General features: G+C 50.3%; 21 protein-coding genes and 1 pseudogene. 1 reads left to right on the top strand and 21 read right to left on the bottom strand.

Annotated features, from left to right (window positions below; translation table 11 throughout):
• From ACWXWJ_RS09815 to ACWXWJ_RS09775, 9 genes are all read right to left on the bottom strand, one after another.
• Window positions 1-255: hypothetical protein (locus tag ACWXWJ_RS09815; RefSeq protein WP_473964287.1), on the bottom strand; the 255-nt coding region annotated here is incomplete at its 3' end.
• Between the two features lie 182 nt (window positions 256-437).
• The gene (locus ACWXWJ_RS09810; protein WP_473964286.1) at window positions 438-866 is read right to left on the bottom strand and encodes an SMI1/KNR4 family protein; all 429 of its coding nucleotides are present in this window, start codon (window positions 864-866) and stop codon (window positions 438-440) included.
• A gap of 3 nt (window positions 867-869) precedes the next feature.
• Window positions 870-1,184, bottom strand: a complete 315-nt coding sequence (locus ACWXWJ_RS09805; protein WP_473964285.1) for an HNH/ENDO VII family nuclease — start codon at window positions 1,182-1,184, stop codon at window positions 870-872.
• 1,282 nt (window positions 1,185-2,466) lie between these two features.
• Window positions 2,467-3,483 (bottom strand): hypothetical protein, encoded by a 1,017-nt coding sequence (locus ACWXWJ_RS09800; RefSeq protein ID WP_473964284.1) that lies wholly within the window; start codon window positions 3,481-3,483, stop codon window positions 2,467-2,469.
• Window positions 3,484-3,493: 10 nt separating this feature from the next.
• Window positions 3,494-4,315, bottom strand: a complete 822-nt coding sequence (locus ACWXWJ_RS09795) for an RHS repeat-associated core domain-containing protein (RefSeq protein WP_473964288.1) — start codon at window positions 4,313-4,315, stop codon at window positions 3,494-3,496.
• 71 nt (window positions 4,316-4,386) lie between these two features.
• The gene (locus tag ACWXWJ_RS09790) at window positions 4,387-5,385 is read right to left on the bottom strand and encodes a hypothetical protein (protein ID WP_473964283.1); all 999 of its coding nucleotides are present in this window, start codon (window positions 5,383-5,385) and stop codon (window positions 4,387-4,389) included.
• A gap of 447 nt (window positions 5,386-5,832) precedes the next feature.
• Window positions 5,833-6,636, bottom strand: a complete 804-nt coding sequence (locus ACWXWJ_RS09785; protein ID WP_473964282.1) for a hypothetical protein — start codon at window positions 6,634-6,636, stop codon at window positions 5,833-5,835.
• Between the two features lie 147 nt (window positions 6,637-6,783).
• Complete coding sequence (locus ACWXWJ_RS09780) at window positions 6,784-7,065, bottom strand: hypothetical protein (protein ID WP_473964281.1); 282 nt, start codon at window positions 7,063-7,065, stop codon at window positions 6,784-6,786.
• Entirely contained in the window at window positions 7,062-7,796 is a 735-nt protein-coding gene (locus ACWXWJ_RS09775) for an RHS repeat-associated core domain-containing protein (RefSeq protein WP_473964280.1), read from the bottom strand. The genes ACWXWJ_RS09780 and ACWXWJ_RS09775 overlap by 4 nt, the downstream gene beginning before the upstream one ends.
• Here ACWXWJ_RS09775 and ACWXWJ_RS09770 point away from each other — a divergent pair.
• A protein-coding gene (locus ACWXWJ_RS09770; protein WP_473964279.1) for an IS3 family transposase occupies window positions 7,735-8,969 on the top strand; the annotation gives its coding sequence in 2 pieces (ribosomal slippage) (window positions 7,735-8,026 and window positions 8,026-8,969; 1,236 coding nt in all). The genes ACWXWJ_RS09775 and ACWXWJ_RS09770 overlap by 62 nt on opposite strands.
• On the opposite strand, the gene ACWXWJ_RS09765 is transcribed toward ACWXWJ_RS09770, so the two are convergent.
• From ACWXWJ_RS09765 to ACWXWJ_RS09710, 12 genes and pseudogenes are all read right to left on the bottom strand, one after another.
• Window positions 8,966-9,178: a hypothetical protein gene (locus tag ACWXWJ_RS09765; protein ID WP_473964278.1), complete on the bottom strand. Its 213-nt coding sequence runs from the start codon at window positions 9,176-9,178 to the stop codon at window positions 8,966-8,968. The two genes, ACWXWJ_RS09770 and ACWXWJ_RS09765, sit on opposite strands and share 4 nt — an antisense overlap.
• A gap of 301 nt (window positions 9,179-9,479) precedes the next feature.
• Window positions 9,480-10,151, bottom strand: coding sequence for a hypothetical protein (locus ACWXWJ_RS09760; RefSeq protein WP_473964277.1), 672 nt, complete (start codon window positions 10,149-10,151; stop codon window positions 9,480-9,482).
• Window positions 10,148-10,681 (bottom strand): hypothetical protein, encoded by a 534-nt coding sequence (locus tag ACWXWJ_RS09755; protein WP_473964276.1) that lies wholly within the window; start codon window positions 10,679-10,681, stop codon window positions 10,148-10,150. The genes ACWXWJ_RS09760 and ACWXWJ_RS09755 overlap by 4 nt, the downstream gene beginning before the upstream one ends.
• A 284-nt stretch (window positions 10,682-10,965) precedes the next feature.
• Window positions 10,966-11,943, bottom strand: coding sequence for a hypothetical protein (locus ACWXWJ_RS09750; RefSeq protein WP_473964275.1), 978 nt, complete (start codon window positions 11,941-11,943; stop codon window positions 10,966-10,968).
• A gap of 469 nt (window positions 11,944-12,412) precedes the next feature.
• Window positions 12,413-13,027 carry a hypothetical protein gene (locus ACWXWJ_RS09745; RefSeq protein ID WP_473964274.1) on the bottom strand — a complete coding sequence of 205 codons (615 nt, stop codon included), beginning with the start codon at window positions 13,025-13,027 and terminating at the stop codon, window positions 12,413-12,415.
• A 391-nt stretch (window positions 13,028-13,418) separates the two neighbouring features.
• Window positions 13,419-14,114, bottom strand: a complete 696-nt coding sequence (locus ACWXWJ_RS09740) for a hypothetical protein (RefSeq protein ID WP_473964273.1) — start codon at window positions 14,112-14,114, stop codon at window positions 13,419-13,421.
• Window positions 14,114-14,671 (bottom strand): hypothetical protein, encoded by a 558-nt coding sequence (locus ACWXWJ_RS09735; protein ID WP_473964272.1) that lies wholly within the window; start codon window positions 14,669-14,671, stop codon window positions 14,114-14,116. Before ACWXWJ_RS09735 ends, ACWXWJ_RS09740 begins: the two co-directional genes overlap by 1 nt.
• 30 nt (window positions 14,672-14,701) lie before the next feature.
• Window positions 14,702-15,052 carry a hypothetical protein gene (locus tag ACWXWJ_RS09730; RefSeq protein WP_473964289.1) on the bottom strand — a complete coding sequence of 117 codons (351 nt, stop codon included), beginning with the start codon at window positions 15,050-15,052 and terminating at the stop codon, window positions 14,702-14,704.
• A 93-nt stretch (window positions 15,053-15,145) separates the two neighbouring features.
• Window positions 15,146-15,433 (bottom strand): annotated as a pseudogene (locus ACWXWJ_RS09725) (RHS repeat-associated core domain-containing protein); the annotation flags it as partial.
• A 168-nt stretch (window positions 15,434-15,601) separates the two neighbouring features.
• Complete coding sequence (locus ACWXWJ_RS09720) at window positions 15,602-16,267, bottom strand: hypothetical protein (protein ID WP_473964271.1); 666 nt, start codon at window positions 16,265-16,267, stop codon at window positions 15,602-15,604.
• Window positions 16,267-17,103, bottom strand: a complete 837-nt coding sequence (locus ACWXWJ_RS09715; protein ID WP_473964270.1) for a hypothetical protein — start codon at window positions 17,101-17,103, stop codon at window positions 16,267-16,269. Before ACWXWJ_RS09715 ends, ACWXWJ_RS09720 begins: the two co-directional genes overlap by 1 nt.
• 727 nt (window positions 17,104-17,830) lie before the next feature.
• Window positions 17,831-18,418 carry a hypothetical protein gene (locus ACWXWJ_RS09710; RefSeq protein ID WP_473964269.1) on the bottom strand — a complete coding sequence of 196 codons (588 nt, stop codon included), beginning with the start codon at window positions 18,416-18,418 and terminating at the stop codon, window positions 17,831-17,833.
• Window positions 18,419-18,623 lie beyond the last annotated feature (205 nt).

Genomic DNA, 18,623 nt, shown 5'->3' with positions numbered 1-18,623 from the left:
AGTCGGAGTGTCGTTGGTGTCACTGGTGGTTAGTGCGATCTGGCCGTGTGTCTGGCCAGTAGCAGGGTCAGTAGTCCACACGTAGCCTTCACCCACACGTGCCGGATCGGTGGTGGTAACAGCCGCTAGCTGGTTACCGGTGTGGGTGAACACGTCACGGTGGATAACTTCGCCGGTGGTGGTGTTGATGGTGCCTTTTGGCGACACGTCGGCCGAAACCATCGTAGGTGTAGCGGTAGCCGGTGTTTGGTTCATCGGAGGAGGTAAAGCCGGTGGGCTGTTCACTGGCGGCGTGGTAGAGGGGATGAACGACCGATGCAAGCCAACTTCGTTAAGTTCGACGCTATGCAAGGTTTGATAATGCACCGTGAGAATTTAGGAAAATTTCACAAGCGTTAAATATGGCTCAATAGCTTGGGTTTCAACGCTATCTTTGTCTATTTCGCGTATGAGTTTATCCAATCCTCAAGCGTGGAAAAAGGTCCATTGAAATAGACGCCTGATTCAAAATCGTATGAGCCTATCTCAACCTGACCTGAATTCAAACGATGATATACTGCGTAGGAAAAGCCGTCGTAGTGTCCGATAGGAATCCAATTCTCTGGATCTGAAGTCAGCGGCGGTTCGATTTCTTGAAAACGTTGATATCCAGTGCTGATAAAATACAGCTCTTGAGGGGAATAGAGTGGGGAGTATAGTGTAAACCCTGGAGTCTTGAAGTCGCCAAAATTTTTGAAAAACCATTTGTACTGAGCCGGAAGCCATTCTGGTAAGCCCTCTGTAGCTTGAGCTATTTGTTCATCAGAGAACTGATATGGTGTTAGAAAGACTCCTTCGTTTCCATCAAAGTTTTCCGGAGTAAGCATTAGTTAGTAATCCAATCCTCTCGTTTTCCAATAGCCATCTTGCCACTTATCGAAAGCTGGGCGATTCACAGGCGTCACATCTCTTGGCCATTGCTTCTTTGAGAGGCCGTGGTATATATGCAATTGCCTAGCACACTCATTGTGCCTTCTCTGGGGGAGTTCTACCAGTGTAGATTCATCTTGTTGGCCAATATGATGCAGGTTGACAGGGTTATGTTCTCGGTCTAATGGTGCGTAGCCTTCCTCACGCGTAGCCGCTGCGTTTGTCCATTCAGTGTCGTTTGGGCCACTGCGGTATTCAAGTGGCTTAGTTCTCATTTGATCTGGATCAAATACGTGCGTTCCCTTTTGTTGGAAAACTTCTTTTCCGTTGACTTCCCAGTTGATCCAGTTTTTCCGGCATTGTGTGCTTCGTTGTTACCTGCCAGCCCGAGCACGTCGACCCAGCATGCTGCGTGGTCGACGTACCCTTGTGCGGAGGCGAGTCCGAGTGGGTCTTGGGCGTTGTGGCCGCCTATGGTGGGTGTAGTAGCGGAAGCGGTTGTACGCCCACCCTTAATCGGAATCCTTATACTGACCTGCGAACAGCAGTGGTGTCACTGATAGTGCATCTCGATCATGGAGGCGTCAATGCGTTGCAAGATGTCAGGGAATATTGGACATCACCAAGAGAATCCCCCCAATGGGCTAAAAGGTTTGAATCCGGTTAGCTTGCTGGAGGGGTGATTGGATGCCACGTTCAATCGTGAAGGGCAAATGGATTTGAAAGCCTCAGTCGGTTTGTTGGAATTTGGCAAGAAGTCTTTCGCTAGCGTAATCCGAAGCTCGTGTGAGCTACTTTTGGCGCCAACCTCAACACTCATGGACCGGAAATATTGACTTCTAAGGGTGAGGGAAAGGAAACTCCGTTGTCATCCTCAACAGGACCAGGCTTCTCGACTACTGATACCAGGGCATTGCCTGACCAAGGGAACGATGCGTCGATGCTCGCACGATCGGTGGACTTTCCATATAATCGCAAGAGCCCAAGAACTCCAAACGATTTGTCTCGTGTCTCAATTTCATGAGAACAGGATATTTAAGCGGACATTGGGGAAGGTTGTGTAACATGAAAAGTCGCGAGAAATGCTCCTGCAAATAACAGAAATAATAATCATTCTATCATCTATCACCGCAAACAGAGTTTCGATAAATGGCTTTACTTCTGGTCGTCAAAGTATCCGATAATTGTGATCTATTTAAACTCAAGACGGAAATTTCTTCCTCGCTTGGCGTTGCGACCCCTAGATAGATAAACAAATGCTAGTAAAGGTTCTGAAGTTTTCATGCGCGAATTTGGGCTGAGTACTTCGATATGCATATGACATTGTCAAACGGTCATATTGGTGGAATAGATCTTGGGCCTAACCTAAGCTTGCGTCATTTCGTAAAGGCTTGGGTTGGGGTGGGTTGCTAAAATTCCGACCCTGTCCAAGAGCTATCGAATGTTGAAAAAGTTTCTCAGAATGAACGCTTCGAACGTCTCGGGAGGGTAATAAGAAAAACTAAAATAAGAAGTCTATGTATTATTAATTCGCGAAAATCACTCTTGAATTAATTATTAAACTTCCGGTTCAAATCCCACGGATTTAGCGTATTTCAAGATTGATGCCAACTCGTTTAAATTGCAAAGCTTTACGATTGCGAGCCGTAGCAAGCTGCTGATAGTCTTCTGATCACTGATGAATGAGGTTCCTTGACCATCTGGGGAGCTTTTCCATGCAAGAGGGCCGGATTCATCTTCTGAAATAAGCTTGAAAATGCCGTCAAGGAAGAACCCATTCGCGATGAAGCCATGCTTCGCGATGATTCTGTCAATTTTTGATCCTTCGACTATTTCAAGACGAAGTTCATGTTCTCCTTCCAAAGCTCCATGAGATTCGTCGATGGCTTGATGTTGAATAGTGAGTCCCTGAGGGGTTTGATTTGGGCTTGCTGAGGCTAGTTTCAAACTCTTTATTGGACGGGGGATTTTGGGAATGGGAAGGTTGAGCTCCCAGCATCTATATTGCTCAAGCCAGAGGTCAAGCTGGCTTAGGCCAACGATGTCCCATGGTACGGCAATTAAGTTTCTCTCGTTAGATCTTGCCTGTTCATAGGATTGACCACCAATCCATTTTTTTAGGGTCCAATCATTTTTATCGATTTTCTTAGGCGGGCAGTTTTCGGGAATGCTTGAATGAAGAATTGACGGGATGAAAAGTCCCAGGTCAGGTCGAAATTGCTCATCTTCAGCCAGCTCTACCGTCGAGTTTGAAAGTTCATCGATCTTGTCTGTTGACTCGTTTGGGAAGTAGGTAAATGCTGACCCTGTGGAAAACACAGTGTTGTTTATCTTGAATGGAGGGATAATCCAATTTTGTGCTTGGTCAGTTTCATGCTTGGCTTTCTGTATACCCAAAGCCTTTAAATTTTGTTTTGTCTTAGGAATAGAAATTAGGGAGCAAGGTTGCTTTAAATACTCATGCTGATGTCGCAAGACAGAAAGTCTCTCCCTTTCTAGGTATAGGTAGAGAGTTATGGGAGCTTTAACAGGGATTGCTTTGTTCTGAGGGGCAGATTCTAAGAGGTATGACATGGCTCGCGTCCTAAAAGGCATCAGAGATTATGGCATCGTTGTCTACCATATACTGAGCCCAAGTTAGGGCTCCACTTTTAATCCGTTGACGGTTCGTAGAAGAGGTACCTATTTCATTTCGAGCATTAGAAAGATTGTGAAGCCCATTGTGCTCAATGCTGAGCTGTTCAAAGGCACGGCACTGTCGTCTGTTAAAGGAATCTGCGCCATTGCGTAGCTTTGAGGCATCTACTGATGCAGGATGCATTCTTGATTCAACGCCTAGTGCATTGAATCGATCTGCATGGTTGTTTGCTCGAGATGCAAGATCATTTGTAATGCCAGAGTAGGCAGTTGGTCCAGTAATCGGATTTTCATACGTGTAAAAGGCAGCGTCTGAGCTGTTCCAGAGCGACGGCGTTGCTCCGGCTTTCCCAGCATCGGGAGTGGGTACGCCATTGAGCCAGTCGCGTACGAGTGGAATTTCTGCTTCGGGAACCCCAGCGATTCGTAGTTCATCTGAAGAGACTACGTGGCTTGCCAACCCGAGCACATCCACCCAGTATGCTGCGTGGTCGACATACCCCTGGGCTGAGGCGAGTCGTGGGGCAAGTCCGAGTGGGTCCTGGGCGTTGTAGGCACCCAGGGTGGGGTTGTAGTAGCGGAAGCGGTTGTACGCCCACCCGGATTCAACATCTTCGTACTGGCTGGCAAACAACAACGAGCTGGTACGCCGGCAAGACCATGTGCGTGTGCCGTAGAGGGTTTGAGTGTCCCGGCTCTCGACAGTGTCGGTGGTGGGGGTTGATGGTGCCTTTTGTCTACGCGTCGGCCGAGACTGTCGTAGGTGCAGCGGTAAAAGATACGCAGCACCATTCCAGCCGGCTGGCTGGTTTCTAGTGTGTCAGGACAAAAGCTTCTGTGTTAGTCGTCGAAGTCTGTTCCTGCCGCTGTAGCTTGGTTGAGGGTTTGTTGCAGATTGTTGGTGTTGTTGAACAGGTCTGTGAGTTGGGTGTGGAGTGGTTGGAGGGTTTCGGTGGTGCCGATGAGGCTGAACATGCCTGCTTCGCTGTCGAACTCAATGCCGTCGGTGGTGACGTTTGCTTGTCGGAGTAGGTACTTAGCGAGGTTGTCGAGGAAGTAGCCGTTGGGTGTGTGTCCTGCTTGTTCTATGACGCCAACTGCTTCTTCCGGCATGGTGTCCATGGCGGCAAACAGGGTAGTCATACTGTCGATTTCTGCGAGGTGGAAGAGTGGTTGGTCTTCCTGCTGTGTGTTGGTTGGCATTGTGTCGTGTTCCTGGTTGTCGGTGAAGTCGGGGTGTGCGGGGCGCGGGGTGTCGATCAGTCCGTAGTAGGCGAGTGCGTCTTCAAGGGCAAACTCGATGTGAAGATCCATGAGGAGGCCCGCTGGCATAAAGTAAGTGCCCACCGGTGCTTCATCGACGATGCCACCTTGAGGTGGGTTCGTGTCGTGAATGGTGAATTTTATGATTCTTTCGTCCTTGGGAACGAAAGTGCCTAGCCGATCTTCTGGCAATGTTGCAGCAGCTGGAACGAACGCTTGTTCGGCTGGGGACCAAGGCATGGACAATTGGTAGTAAAAGTAGCGATCGAAGGGGATGGGCACAGGAGCTGCTTTGTCGCGAATCGGAGTGAAGCAGCCTCCCTTTTTGAAATCCTGTTTTCTGATTCTCAGTGGCGGGATCAAGAGTTCGTTCTTTTCGATGAGTGGGTACCAGGTGGTGTCTTTGGGGTCAGATACGATCGCTCGGTAGGGATGAATCATCACAGCGGCGCCGAAGAATGCTTCGGTGGAGGTCGCACCAACGGGGATGTATCCGAGGGTGGTTTTCATCAGGTAGAGCTGTCCAGCCTTCGGGCGGCTACCTTTGGGAGCGTCGAATACCAGTTTTAGCGCCATGTTCTTAACGTACCTCGCTAGCGAATTGGTCTACCCAGTCCTTGCCAAAAGCCGTTGCTTTGTCATAGAACTCATGTTTTGGGCTCATACTATTTATCTTATTTTCTAGGTTACCTACCTTAGTCGTGGCTCCCGTGGGCTTTTGCATTCCCAGTTTTTCAATTAGGTGTTGTTCGACTCCTCTTGCCTCGTATTTTCCTAGAGCCATATCTTCATTTAGTACTGTCATTTGGTCTCGGGGTCGAGCGAGCGGGTGACTCAACGCATGCTGCATGGCTCGTAGTCGAGGGTGTTTGGTAATGCCGACGTGTATCGTTAGGTGAATACTTTTCGCAAATGGCTAAGAATTGATTCGAAAAGCTTCCGCGGTGGTTGCCCTTATATATACTGCGACGAAGCTGATTGTGGGCCTCAAATACACCGCGCTAGAGTTCGCTTCCGTAGGATTTAGAGCCGAGGCGCGTAAATTGCACGAATTGCATTCGCAATCTCGACCGGCACTGTGGTGTCGAGTAGTTCACTGACCAATCTGGCTCCTCTATCGCGAGTAAGATTGAGTTTCTCTGCGCCAAGTCTTTGTGTTCCATGTGTGGAGTGAAATGTTCCAGCATCTAGTTGGATCTCGTCCATGACTATCGACGCAGCGGTCTTCTCTGCCTTGGTTGAAACTGGGCTCTTAAAGGTGAACGTTGCTTTGGAAAAGACCTCGTCTGCTAGGTCTGACCAATTGGTGAGGACGAGGGAATGAACGCTGTTGGGTAGCTGGCACCGGTCTACTGGGATGCCTAGGAAACGGACGTTGTAGGCAGCGCAGTCGCGGAGGTCACATCCAAGAAGTTGATTCTGTGATTGGTTCTCTGCGATCGTGAAGTTAGCTAATCTCCCTGAGATAGTGCTGTTTATAAGCGCAAGTGGTGTGTGGTCTTTTTGTCGTCTTCCGTTGATTATGATGTCGCTAAGTGTGCTGCCTTCAATTCTGGAAAACATCGAGACATCTAGTGGTTCTTCGATCTTTTCGACAGTGGTGTTGATGAGGCTGATGTGGTCCCAATCGCCACAAGAACGAAAGCTCGGGTTCCGAATAGTGCAATCCTTGAACGAAAGATATGATCCAGAACAGTGATCGAATTCGGTTCGAACAAATGAGCATTGTTCAAGAGTTACAGCCTCAAAGGACATCCCCTGGATTAAGTCATCATCAAATGATTGGTTGCGTTGGACTCCTTGGAGCTTTTGCCGTGGCTTAGACACTTGGCTCTCCGTTGGCTTCGAGGCAGGCGTATGCCCACTCAGTTAGGCTCGGATATTTATTTCCGAACCATTCTTCGTCACCAGTATGGAAATAGCCGCACACAATTTCATCGTCGAGGTGTTGGAGGACAAGGTAGCTGTCATCTCCTATTTCTCCCACGGCAAATAGTTCCTCGTGGCCTGGATAGTCTTCGTGGAATTCGGCGTTGAGGGTAATTGCGCGTTGATCAGGAGAGTAGGGGACTGATAGGGGGGAAACATTTCGACTCCGACTAAGGTCCATCGATCGCATTGGGTGAATAGCTGTTTGAAGTCTTCTGGCAACCATTCAGGGCAAGATGCAAAGCCTTCCTGAATCTCTTGTAGAGTGCTGCCTTCGCCAAATACATAACTGTCGTCGAAGCTTGCGAAATCATTCAGATTAATCATAGGAAGTCTAAAGTCCCTTCTTGCCAGTACTGTCTTTTCCAGGAGTTGAATGCATTACGGTCCACCGGAGTTACGTCCTTTGGAAACTCACTAGATTTTAACCCGTTGAAGATGTGAAGAGTTTTACCATCACGTCCCTTTGGTGCTAGAACTCTGGCCATTCGTTCCACGTTAGTTTCACCTCGGTGAACGTGGTTTGGGTGGAACAAATAGCCTGAATCACTTTTGAAGACTTTCTTTCCGAGGGCATCGTGTGAGGCCCAGCTTCCAATGCGGCGGTGTGCCATCAGCCCGAGTACGTCTACCCAGTGTGCTGCGTGGTCGACATACCCTTGTGCCGAGGCAAGTCGTGGGGCGAGTCCGAGTGGGTCTTGGGCGTTATAGGCACCCAAGGTGGGGTTGTAGTAGCGGAAGCGGTTGTACGCCCACCCTGATTCCGCATCCTCGTACTGACCTGCAAACAACAACGGGCTGGTGCACCGACCCGCCCATGTGCGTGTGCCGTACAAGGTTTGGGTGGTGTGTCCCTCGACGATACCGGTGGTGGTGTTGATCAGTTCCTGTGGTGCTCCGGCTAGGTCGCACACCAGGGCGTAGAACGTCGCATCAACCCGCGCCTTGAAGTGTCCCAGGTTTTGTTCCGTTTGAGTAGATGGGAAAATCTGGAATATGCCAAGAAAATTTGACCAGGATGCCAAGGACCGTGTGGTCCGTCTCGTGGAAGACCGCATCTTGGCGGAAAATATGTCGATGCAAGCCGCGTGCCAGGCAGTAGCCCCAAAGCTGGGCGTCTCGTGGCACACGGCGAGGCAATGGACGCAGGCCGCTCGTCGCGAAGGACGTGTTGTGGAATCAATGCCCGAGGACCTTGCTGCAGAAAACGCACGGTTGCGTCGAGAGAATCAAGAGCTGCGGGACACCAATGAGTTGTTGAAAGCCGCCTCAGCTTTTTTCGCATCCGAACTCGACCCAAAACGTCGGAAATGATCCGATTCATCGATGAGCATCGGAATCGTTTCTCAGTCGAGTTCATCTGCCAGACGTTAAATACGCATCGCGAAGGCGGTTTTCTTAGCTCGCGTGGATACCGCCAATCCAAGGCCCGGGGCTTAAGCTCCCGCGCTTTTCGCGACGCTGCCCTAGTAGAGCGCATTACCGAAGTTCATAAACAAAACTACGGTGTCTACGGGATTCGCAAAATGTGGCGCGTGCTGCGCCGCCAGGGCATTGACATTGGACGCGAGCAAACAGCCCGGCTGATGCGCAGTGTTGGACTGTCCGGCAAGGGCAAAGGTGGGGCACCAATCACAACGCGCAAACCCAAGGGTCCGGATCATCGCCCTGACTTGGTAAAACGTGAGTTTAAGGCCCCTGGCCCTAATCGGCTGTGGGTGGCGGACATTACCTACGTGCGCACCCGAAAAGGCTTTGTGTACACCGCGTTCGTGACCGATGTATTCTCCCGGAGGATCGTCGGATGGGCGCTGTCCGATTCGATGCGCACCGAAGCCTTGCCGCTGCAGGCGTTGAACCAGGCAATCGTGTGCGCTAAGGAAACAACGGGCTTGATTCACCATTCAGACCACGGCTCACAATATGTGAGCATCGTCTACAACGAGCGCTTGGCTGAGCACGGTATCGCAGCGTCCACTGGGACGGTGGGCGACTCCTATGACAATGCTTTGGCTGAGAACGTCAACGGCTCCTACAAGAATGAGCTGATTCATAGGCGAACGTGGGCCGATGTCGTCGACGTGGAAATCGCGACGTTCGAGTGGGTGAATTGGTGGAACGAGTCAAGGCTCCACCAGAGCCTGGGCTACCGCACGCCGGCTGAAGTCGAAACCGAATTTTGGGAACACCACCCCAGTCGAGAAATAATGGAAATCAAGGCACAAGCCTAGGAACAAAACCCGGGACACTTCACCTGGGACCAGGTGGCGGCAGGGTTAGCCGGAGTCTGGGTGGTGCCACTGGTTAGTGTGATCTGGCCGTGTGTGTCACCAGTGGCAGGATCAGTGGTCCACACGTAGCCTTCACCCACACGTGCTGGATCGGTGGTGTCGACGGTGGTGGTGACGGCTGCGAGTTGGTTGCCGGTGTGGGTGAACACGTCACGGTGGGTAACTTCTCCGGTGGTGGTGTTGATGGTGTCTTTGGCTACGCGTCGGCCGAGACCATCGTAGGTGTAGCGGTAGCCAACACCGGGAGCATCACTTGAGGTAAAGCCGATGGGTTGTTCACCGGTGGCGTAGTAGAAGTGATGGACTAGTGGTTTTTTGCCCAGGCGTTTGGTTACTGTGCGGGTGATACGGCCTGCAGCGTCGTAGGTGTAGGTTGTCCGGCCGACTTTGACCGGCAGTGTGTTGTGGTAGTCGATGACCCCGTCGGTGGCTTGACAGTGCTTGTGGCTTTTAGGTGATGTTTAGCTTCTGCCATCCGTGTGTTGAATGGGTACCGGTGGTTATCCAAGTGGTGAGTTCGTGGATGACGGTGCTAGTTTCGGGGGTCATGTGCCAGTAATGGTGCTGGGCATCGCCAAGGCGGATCTCAACCCGGTAGGTGCGGTCGACGGGGCTGTAGTAGCACTGCATGTAATGCTGGTGTTTGGTGGCGTCGGTGATGATCAGGAAGTCCCGCGGATCGTTTCCTAAGTTCAGTTCAGCCATTGTGCAAGCGTTGGTGGTAATTAAATCAATCCAGGACGGTAGACCGCGCAGACTTGCCCACGGGGCGCTGTATTCCGATGTTTCCGTCGAGAAGTTGGTATTTTCGTCGCCAAAGGTCCAAACAAATTCTGAGAATTCAAGGATCGTAAGAGTAGGGTATCGAGACAGCAACGGGCTGATAAACTGAAGTATCTGGGGGATATGCTCGTCGTAGTCACTAATGCCTATACAGTTATCCCCAACCAGTTCTACGGGAAGGTCGTGCGGAGCCAATATCTTCGTGAGGTGCTGCTGGAGCTGAAGCGTCTGCGGCGAGGCATGTACTTCTTGCTGGCTGGCAAAGCTCACGTAGTCGTATACCTCGTATGGGGCGACTGATGCGGGTGGAAGGTTGATGATAATTCGTTCAGCGCTCATTGCTGGCAGTCCTCCATTCGCTGCGCGACCTTTGTCCAAAAATCTGGAACCGTGACTCCTGCTCTTGCGGCTATCGTCTGTAGGTTTGATGCGTTGTCAAAACTGGCCTTGAGCGCTGTGAAAAACTCGTCGAAATCAGTACGTCTTTTCTCAAGGTATTTGAGCTCCGGGTTACCAATCAAAGTTTGAACTTCATGGTCAGTATTTCCAAGGTAGCTGTTGAAAAAGATCGAGTAGAAATTTTCGTGTGTACCGGGGTAATCAATTTGAAGGTTTAACTGATCTTTTTCTACCAGTTGTCTGATTCCTATTCCCGCTCCGCAGAGTAGCTGTGTCCGTTCTCTAGTAATCCAATCTTGGTGGCTATAGAAAATTCTTATTCCGTAGGTCGGGCGCTCGGAATCTTTTTCAAACTGAATCAAGAAAGCTAATTCACCGGTTTCGTATGTCCACAGCATTTTCCGTCCAATGCGGGAGAAGTGGGAATTAGCGGCTTCGGTTAGTGTTTTTTTGAAGTCTTTGAAGTCCATTTTTAGGGAGTATACCAATCGGCGGTGGCTATTACATCTGGCACAGTGCTGCGGCCAAGCTTAGCTCCATTTTGTCGGTTGAAAGACTCGGCATGTTCCTTGTATTTGGCAAGTTGGTTGACGCTCGACAGGTACGTAGTCGCCCCAGTAGAGGATGTTCGGGAACATACCACCGGTGCCGACTTGGGCGGTGACACGGCCGTGGTCATCGTAGCGGTAGTGATACGCAGCACCATTCCGGCCGGCCGGTTGGTTTTTAGTGTGTCAGGACAACAGCTTGTGTGTTAGTCGTCGAAGTCTGTTCCTGCTGCTTTAGCTTGGTTGAGGGTTTGTTGCAGGCCGTTGGTGTTGTTGAACAGATCAGTGAGTTGGGTGTGGAGTGGCTCCAGGGTGTCAGCGGTGCCGATGAGGCTGAACATGCCTGCGTCACTGTCGAACTCAATGCCGTCGGTCGTGACGTTTGCTTGTCGGAGTAGGTACCTAGCGAGGCTGTCGAGGAAGTAGCCGTTGGGCGTGTGTCCTGCTTGTTCTATGACGCCGACTGCTTCCTTGGGCATGGTGTCCATAGCGGCAAACAGGGTGGTCACGCCGTCGATTTCTGCGAGGTGGAAGAGTGGTTGGTCTTCCTGTTGCGTGTTGGTTGGCATCGTGTCGTGTTCCTGGCTTTCAGTGAAGTCGGGGTGTGCGGGGCGCGGGGTATCTATTAGTCCGTAGTAGGTAAGGGCGTCTTCAAGGGCGTATTCGATCTCGCGATAGCCGCCTAGGACAGTGGTCATAAAGTAGGTGCCTTCTGGGGCCTCGTCCGTGGTGCCGCCTTGTGGCGGATTTGTGTCGTGGATCTCGTAGTTGATGATCCGTCTTTCCTTCGGAACCCACTCATTTTCTCTTGTTATAGGGACGAAAGCTTGCTCCTCTGGTGACCAGAAGATCGCGAGTGTGTAGTAGAAGTAGTTGTCAAAAGGGATGGTATTAGGATGGCTTTTCGCTGGGATTCTTTGAAAAGGTCCGCCTTTTCTGAAGTCACTCTTGGCGATCTGAATTGGTGGAATAAGTAGTTCGTTCTTTTCGACGAGCGGAAACCATGATGTATCGGATGGGTCGCTGATGAGCGCGCGATAAGGGTGGACCATTGCAGCCGCGCCGAAGAATGCTTCGGTGGAGGTGACGCCAACAGGGATGTAACCGAGGGTGGTTTTCATCAGGTAGAGTTGTCCAGCTTTAGGGCGGCTGCCTTTAGGGCTGTCTAAAGAGAATTTTAGCATCTAGGTTTCCTCATCGAATCTCTGGTGCATTGATGTTTGTCCAGTTACGTCCGAAAGATGTGGCTCTTTCATAGAACTCGTGTCTAGGGCTCATTTAATTAATCTTGTTTTCAAGATTACCTACATTGGTCGTAGCACCGGTTGGCCTTCGTATTCCATATCGTTCAATTGGATGTTGCTCGTCTCTCCTTGCCCCGTAGTATTCCGAGTGGTTTTCTCTCGTCGACCGTAATGTCTCAGTAGGCCTTATGGTCGGCGGAGCTTTGTACAGAGGCCGAGTATGAAACCTGGCTTTGTGGTTCTTGGGTGCACTAGTGGCATCCCTTGGGCCTGTGGGCTCATTCGCCGTTTACGCTGCCGGTAGGGGGGTTGGTTTGGAATTAAATCTTAGACGCCGAGTCGCGGCTGGTTAGCGTGCTTGGGCAGGTCTCACGTGGGGCTGTGGTTTTGGCGGCGTGTGGTGGTTTTTCTAGTGTTCTTTGAGAGCTGCTTCCGCGGCAAGGGCTTCTTCTCTGACCCATTTGACTCGGTCAGGTTTGCCCATGAAGGTCATTGCATAGACAGATTCTGGGTGCTTGGCAAAGCGTGAGGTTTTCAGCCATTGGAATTCTGGGGCCATGCGGAAGGCCTTGGTTTTGATCGCGCCACGGAGGAACAAGGTTTGCCCTTCCATCAGTGCTTCGCCTTCGAGGCGTAAGTATCGGTTGAATTGCTCAAAGTTCGTGGGGGCTACGACGTCCATCATGTGGCTATGATCTCGTCCAATCATTTCTAGTGCTGTCGGGTCGGTCGTGTTCTGGTACTGCTCAAGTTCGTCGACAATAGGGGTTACATCAAGATCTTTTGCACCTAAGGTGACAGCGATTGCGAAATATTTTCTTGTAGCTGGGTCGGAAAAAGTATCTGTGGCATACGGCCTGAGAAGCTCGATGGCTTTCTTGCGTTGTTTTAAGGTCGAGTTCTTTTTGATCGTAAGATTCCAGTGGTAGTCAATGCCGGAAAAGTCTGGTATCGCTTGGCGGATAAGGTTGCTGGCTTTTTCACTTACGTTCGGAACTTTTTCGTAGGGGTTAACAATAGTCATGGGGATCCTTTCTGGAGTGTTGGTATTGGTGCATCCTATGTCTTAGCGCATATCGTCTTTGGTTTGTGAGTCCATGGCGGTTCCGTCCCATGAGTGGTCTCCTGCGGAAATATTTTTCATGTATTTCGACTCGACAATGTCTTTGTTGTTCAACGTGATATCGGGCATGCGATACTCTTCCGTTTCAGTTGTTGACCTGGAGGTCGCGACGTTTGAATGGGTCAATTGGTGGAGCGAGACTCGGTTTCACCAAAGTCTGGGCTACTGCACGCCAGCTGAGGGTGAGTCAGGGCTTTGGGAAAAATCCGACCTACGAATGAATGGAAGTTGATGCGGATGCCTAGGAACACGACCTGGAGCATCTCAATACCTCTAGGGGGCGTGGTTCAGTCTATGCTTGCGGGAACTCCAACTTGTGCCATCCTTCAGTTGAATGTGACTCGCTGGATATCCACGTGATGAATCTCTGGACTACAGCTTGTTGAGCCGTTTCTTCGCGCCAATAGTGATGCTCTTCATCACCTAGCCGCATTTCTACCCGGTAGCTTCTAATGACAGGATCGAAAACAGTTTGAATAAAGGTTTCTGTACGGTCTTCCTTCTTGACCACCAAGAAATCCTGATTTTGAATCTTACTTGGCCGACCTGGAGCAACTGTTGTGCGCTGTGTAATTTCATAAACCCATTGTGGGATCCCGGAAATGCTTACACAGGGGCATTCGAAAACAAAACCGTAATGGGATACCTTGGTTATAAAATCTATAGATTCATCCCCGAAAAGCCAAACGATACGCGAATTTTCTAAGACCATAAGTGCAGACGTTTCTAACGCAAATCGCGTTATGTGGTGAAGGATCCATGGCACTTCAGGTTCGCTGGCGGTAATGACTAAGCAATTGTCGCCAATTGGTTCTGAAATGGGCAATGAAGCCTTGTTCAATTGATCATTAATAGTGTTTTGGAGCTGAAATAATTCAACCGAGCTATTTTGAATGGGTCTCTCGCTAGCGTTGAGGACGGTGTGAAAAGCTTCTCCACTTCTAACGAAACTGTTCGAGATATGTAGTAAGATGTTTTCGTTTGGCATTAGCAAGGCTCGCAATCAGGGAAATTGGTAACTCGTTGCTTCATACGGTCCCAAAATTCGCTGTTGAGGTTCCCGTCGAATTCGTTCTCAATGTCGTTAAGTGTGTGAAGTGGTTGAAGTCGTTGACGAAGCACTTCAAAAAACTGAGTCCAATCCTTTTTGCGAAGTTCTAGATTCATCATGTCGGGAAACTTTTCGCGACTGTTTCGTGTGATGGTATCGGAGTTGAGAAGACTGTCGAATAGGGCTCCGTGAAAGTTTTCCTCTATGCCTGGATATGTCACGGACAGTTTGAGATCACTCTTGCGAGTGAGTGCTCGGTATGGAGCTTGTGCGCCGCAAGAGATAGCTTCATAATTACCATCTTGAATCCAGTCTCTATGCCCATAAAACAGTTGAATGTCAAAGTACTTCATCGCTTTAGGTTGGATTAGCTTAAGCAAGAAGATAACTTCGTCCGGTTGATAAACCCACATCATTTTTCTGCCGACGCGATGCCACGAGACGGCTGATTCCACAATTCCTGAACGAAAGTCCGAAAATGTGAATGGCTCCATATGTCCTCCTGGTTCTACGAACTTCTGTTTTTATTCTCCGAGCTTAAATATAAAGTTCCCGTTTTCACCCGTATAGAAGTCAGCATAGCTTGAAACTGTTGGGGCTGGCTTACCAGTAGCTTCGGAGACTCTTGCGTTGTTCTGGTTAGCGGTAGTCTCGTATTTCTGTAGATGTGCTGCACCAGCGCGGCGTCCTGTTGGAGTGTCAGGCTTCTGTTCACGGACTTCAGTAACAATATTTTCTTCATTTATCCTGAAGGCATCTGGACGTTGGTTGCTATTCGGCAATGACCTATTGGTTTCGTAACCTAGAGGCCTCATGGTTTCAGAATATTCAGCGTGCGCAGACATACCATCTCTGGTCAGCGAAGACTGGCCCATGAACTCACCATTTACCCTGTGACCATCATAAATTGGGTGCGGGGCGCTAGGGTGCATACCGCGGGTGGCTTTGTGAGCCATGAGCCCGAGCACATCGACCCAGTGTGCTGCGTGGTCGACATACCCCTGTGCCGAGGCTAAACGTGGGGCAAGCCCGGGTGGGTCTTGGGCGTTATAGGCACCCAGGGTGGGACTGTAGTAGCGGAAGCGGTTGTACGCCCACCCGGATTCCGCATCCTCATACAGACCGGCAAACAACAACGGGCTGGTACACCGACCCGCCCACATGCGTGTGCCATACAAGGTTTGGTTGGTGTGCCTTTCTACGGCTCCGGTAGTGGTGTTAATCAGTTCCTGTGGTGCATCTGCCAGGTGACACACCCGGGCATACAAATAATAAGATTTAGGGCAAAGCCTGGGAACATGCCTCAGGCCATTTCAGTCAATTGCCCGTTTTGGCTTCTTGCCTCAGCAACTTTCAGATTTTGATTTATGAGGTGATGTCACGACGCTGAGAACACTTGTCCTGTTGGCCATATCCCATAAAGCTTAGGATTCGCTGCGATTAGGCCACCACAATTGGCCATTCCCCAAGTGCAGTGCACCAAACTCTTCATACGGTTGAAGCTGATACTCCCGGGGCTCAATCAACATGTCATAAATGGACACTTGCTGGGCAAATAGCCCACAGGGAACCTCTTGAGTAGCAATACACAGCTGTTCGGGAAAACCATAAACGATTCCCTCCTTACTTGTGACGGTGTAGTCCCAGCCGTGATCAGTACGGAAGTATTCGAGGTTGGCAGATCCACCTGGTGTCTCTATTGTTGTGTTGCCATTCGCTGACGATTGATCTGCTATTAGAGAACTTGCAATCGAATAAATCTCACTGCTGATTTGTTGTTCGACGAAAGACCCTGACAGCTTCTCTGCCTTCAGCGAACCGACACAGAGCTCTCTCCACATGACGATGAGCAGAGTTCCAGGGTGAGCTCTTTGGTCTAGGCAATAGGGAACAAAGAAGGTGCTGACCAGCTGCTCCAGAGCATCCGAAACATATGTGGCAGATTCAAGCTTTCCAACGTCTTGGCGTAGCCACCCCAACAGGGAATCATCATTGTAGTTAGCTGCAAACTTTGGAACGACAAGCAGCTGATCAATTGCAGAGTTCAGGCACTCTGCAAGACTGGAAGTGAGAATTTCAAACGTTTTCACTAGTTCTCCTCCTCGCCCCAGAAGCACATGTCAGTAACAAAGGGCATATCAATTGGAGTGAGTCTTGGAATCTTCCACCACGATAATCCGGATTCAGTCTCATTCCTACTGGCTTTGTCTTTCGCTAAGGCGCCTACGAAGGGAAAGTATTGTCGAGAATGGAGTAAACGACCTGTGGATGAACCGTGAGGTGTGTAGTTGCCTGTAGCCGCACATCCAATTGCGAACCAATGTTCGGGAGTTAGCGGGTAGTAATAGGTCTGTCCTTGGTTTGTGAGGATAAGGCCTATGGCGGGGCTTTCTCCGAATCGGAAGACTTGTCCCTCCGGATATTGCCGTGAAAGTTGCTCGGTCTGCTTCAACAGATCGTCAGGAGCTATCGGGGCTAGTCCCTGGATTCCTTTACCCGTGCAAACCCCAAGATAGTCGCCAGCTAGGTTTGTTTCTGTGAAGGTTTTGAGTTCGGCGCCTGCGTCCTTTAGAGATTGACATGCTGTTCCTATGAACTTCTGGATGATTTTTTTGTCGATGGCGGGGAAGTCATGCGAATGAAGTATGTGAAGGGCGGCCGAGTAGCGAAAAACGGTATCGATTGGTGAAATATCAAGGTGGTTGATCAGGGCGGTTTGGATAGGCTCTGCTAGGAAAGGAACTAGTTCATGAAGAGCGGTAGTTGGGTCGGCATATTGGTGAGCTTGCAGTTCGAATACCCAGTTCGGTAGAGCATTTTCAAATGGGTTTGAAAAGCTCTGAGTGTTATTTTCACTGTCGATCAGGTCTGTTAATACCCATTGGATTGGTCGTACGGGTAGGAGTTCAGATCCGGATGAATTCAACTTATCTCATTCCATTTCTAATCATGTTTAGTCCATCTTGCGTGAATCGGACTGGGTATGCAGTGTCCAGTTGGGGACTTACGGTCATGATTCCATTTCTGGAAAGAACTTGCTCACAACCTGGGATGGATCCGCCCTGAACGAAAGTGTCGCTGTCTCGCAATCCGATATCTGTAGGCGAAAGGTTTGAAGGAATGTCTGTAGATGCGCCATGAGCAAAGTACCTATTTCCATCAGTGTCTACTAGCATCGCAGAGTTTTGCCCGCGAGCTGCCGTAGAGTGCACAGTTCGAAGGGCTTCTTGATCCCTTGCAATATTTTCTAGAGCTTTTCCGCTTTCGCAGCATGACCTCCGCCATGCAACCCGAGCACATCGACCCAGTGTGCTGCGTGGTCGACATACCCCTGGGCCGAGGCCAGGCGTGGGGCGAGCCCGAGTGGGTCTTGGGCGTTGTAGGCGCCAAGGGTGGGGTTGTAGTAGCGGAAGCGGTTGTACGCTCACCCGGATTCAACATCTTCGTACTGGCCGGCAAACAACAACGGGCCGGTACGCCGGCCAGACCATGTGCGTGTGCCGTAGAGGGTTTGGGTGTCCTGGCTTTCGACTGTGTCGGTGGCTTTTGGCTACGCGTTGGCCGAGTCTGTCGTAGGTGTAGCGGTAAAAGATACGCAGCACCATTCCAGCTGGCTGACTGGCTTCTAGTCAGTCAGGACAAAAGCTTTTCTGTTAGTCGTCGAAGTCTGTTCCTGCTGCTTTAGCTTGGTTGAGGGTTTGTTGCAGATCGTTGGTGTTGTTGAACAGATCAGTGAGTTGGGTGTGGAGTGGCTCCAGGGTTTCGGTGGTGCCGATGAGGCTGAACATGCCTGCGTCACTGTCGAACTCAATGCCGTCGGTTGTGACGTCTTCTTGTCGGAGTAGGTACTTAGCGAGGTTGTCGAGGAAGTAGCCGTTGGGTGTGTGCCCTGCTTGTTCTATGACGCCGACTGCTTCCTTGGGCAGGGTGTCCATAGCTGCGAACAGGGTGGTCATACCGTCGAGTTCTGCGAGGTGGAAGAGTGGTTGGTCTTCTTGTTGTGCGTTGGTGGGCATCGTGTCGTGTTCCTGGCTTTCTGTGAGGTCGGGGCGTGCGGGTCGCGGGGTATCGATCAATCCGTAGTAGGCGAGTGCATCTTCAAGAGCATATTCGATTTCACGATAGTCACCGACGACATCGGTCATAAAGTAAGTACCGTCTGGAGCCTCATCAACCCTCCCACCTTGCGTTGGGTTGGAATCGTGGATTATGTACTTAAGGATCCGTCCTTCCTTTGGCATCCACTCATTTTCTCTTGTTACGGGGACGAATGCTTGCTCCTCTGGTGACCAGAAATCAGCGAGTGAGTAATGAAAATATCGGTCGAAAGGGACAGGATCAGGGTGAGTTTTTGCAGTAACTTTGTGGAACGGTCCACCTTTCTTGAAGTCGCTTTTAACGATGCGGAGCGGGGGGATTAGTAGTTCGTTTTTTTCAACGAGCGGG

Source organism: Corynebacterium sp. p3-SID1761 (assembly GCF_055862885.1).
Note: the sequence above shows the minus strand (reverse complement) of the source record. Positions and strands in the feature narration are given on the sequence as shown.

What these genes read in the sequence shown, in the direction of transcription:
- ACWXWJ_RS09760 (WP_473964277.1), bottom strand. Translation starts at nt 10,151, where the DNA reads ATGAGCGCTGAACGAATTATCATCAACCTTCCACCCGCATCAGTCGCC.
- ACWXWJ_RS09805 (WP_473964285.1), bottom strand. Translation starts at nt 1,184, where the DNA reads ATGAGAACTAAGCCACTTGAATACCGCAGTGGCCCAAACGACACTGAA.
- ACWXWJ_RS09735 (WP_473964272.1), bottom strand. Translation starts at nt 14,671, where the DNA reads ATGGAGCCATTCACATTTTCGGACTTTCGTTCAGGAATTGTGGAATCA.
- ACWXWJ_RS09775 (WP_473964280.1), bottom strand. Translation starts at nt 7,796, where the DNA reads ATGCGGTCTTCCACGAGACGGACCACACGGTCCTTGGCATCCTGGTCA.
- ACWXWJ_RS09730 (WP_473964289.1), bottom strand. Translation starts at nt 15,052, where the DNA reads ATGGGCCAGTCTTCGCTGACCAGAGATGGTATGTCTGCGCACGCTGAA.
- ACWXWJ_RS09745 (WP_473964274.1), bottom strand. Translation starts at nt 13,027, where the DNA reads ATGACTATTGTTAACCCCTACGAAAAAGTTCCGAACGTAAGTGAAAAA.
- ACWXWJ_RS09710 (WP_473964269.1), bottom strand. Translation starts at nt 18,418, where the DNA reads ATGCCAAAGGAAGGACGGATCCTTAAGTACATAATCCACGATTCCAAC.
- ACWXWJ_RS09810 (WP_473964286.1), bottom strand. Translation starts at nt 866, where the DNA reads ATGCTTACTCCGGAAAACTTTGATGGAAACGAAGGAGTCTTTCTAACA.
- ACWXWJ_RS09755 (WP_473964276.1), bottom strand. Translation starts at nt 10,681, where the DNA reads ATGGACTTCAAAGACTTCAAAAAAACACTAACCGAAGCCGCTAATTCC.
- ACWXWJ_RS09750 (WP_473964275.1), bottom strand. Translation starts at nt 11,943, where the DNA reads ATGCTAAAATTCTCTTTAGACAGCCCTAAAGGCAGCCGCCCTAAAGCT.
- ACWXWJ_RS09740 (WP_473964273.1), bottom strand. Translation starts at nt 14,114, where the DNA reads ATGCCAAACGAAAACATCTTACTACATATCTCGAACAGTTTCGTTAGA.
- ACWXWJ_RS09790 (WP_473964283.1), bottom strand. Translation starts at nt 5,385, where the DNA reads ATGGCGCTAAAACTGGTATTCGACGCTCCCAAAGGTAGCCGCCCGAAG.
- ACWXWJ_RS09800 (WP_473964284.1), bottom strand. Translation starts at nt 3,483, where the DNA reads ATGTCATACCTCTTAGAATCTGCCCCTCAGAACAAAGCAATCCCTGTT.
- ACWXWJ_RS09780 (WP_473964281.1), bottom strand. Translation starts at nt 7,065, where the DNA reads ATGATTAATCTGAATGATTTCGCAAGCTTCGACGACAGTTATGTATTT.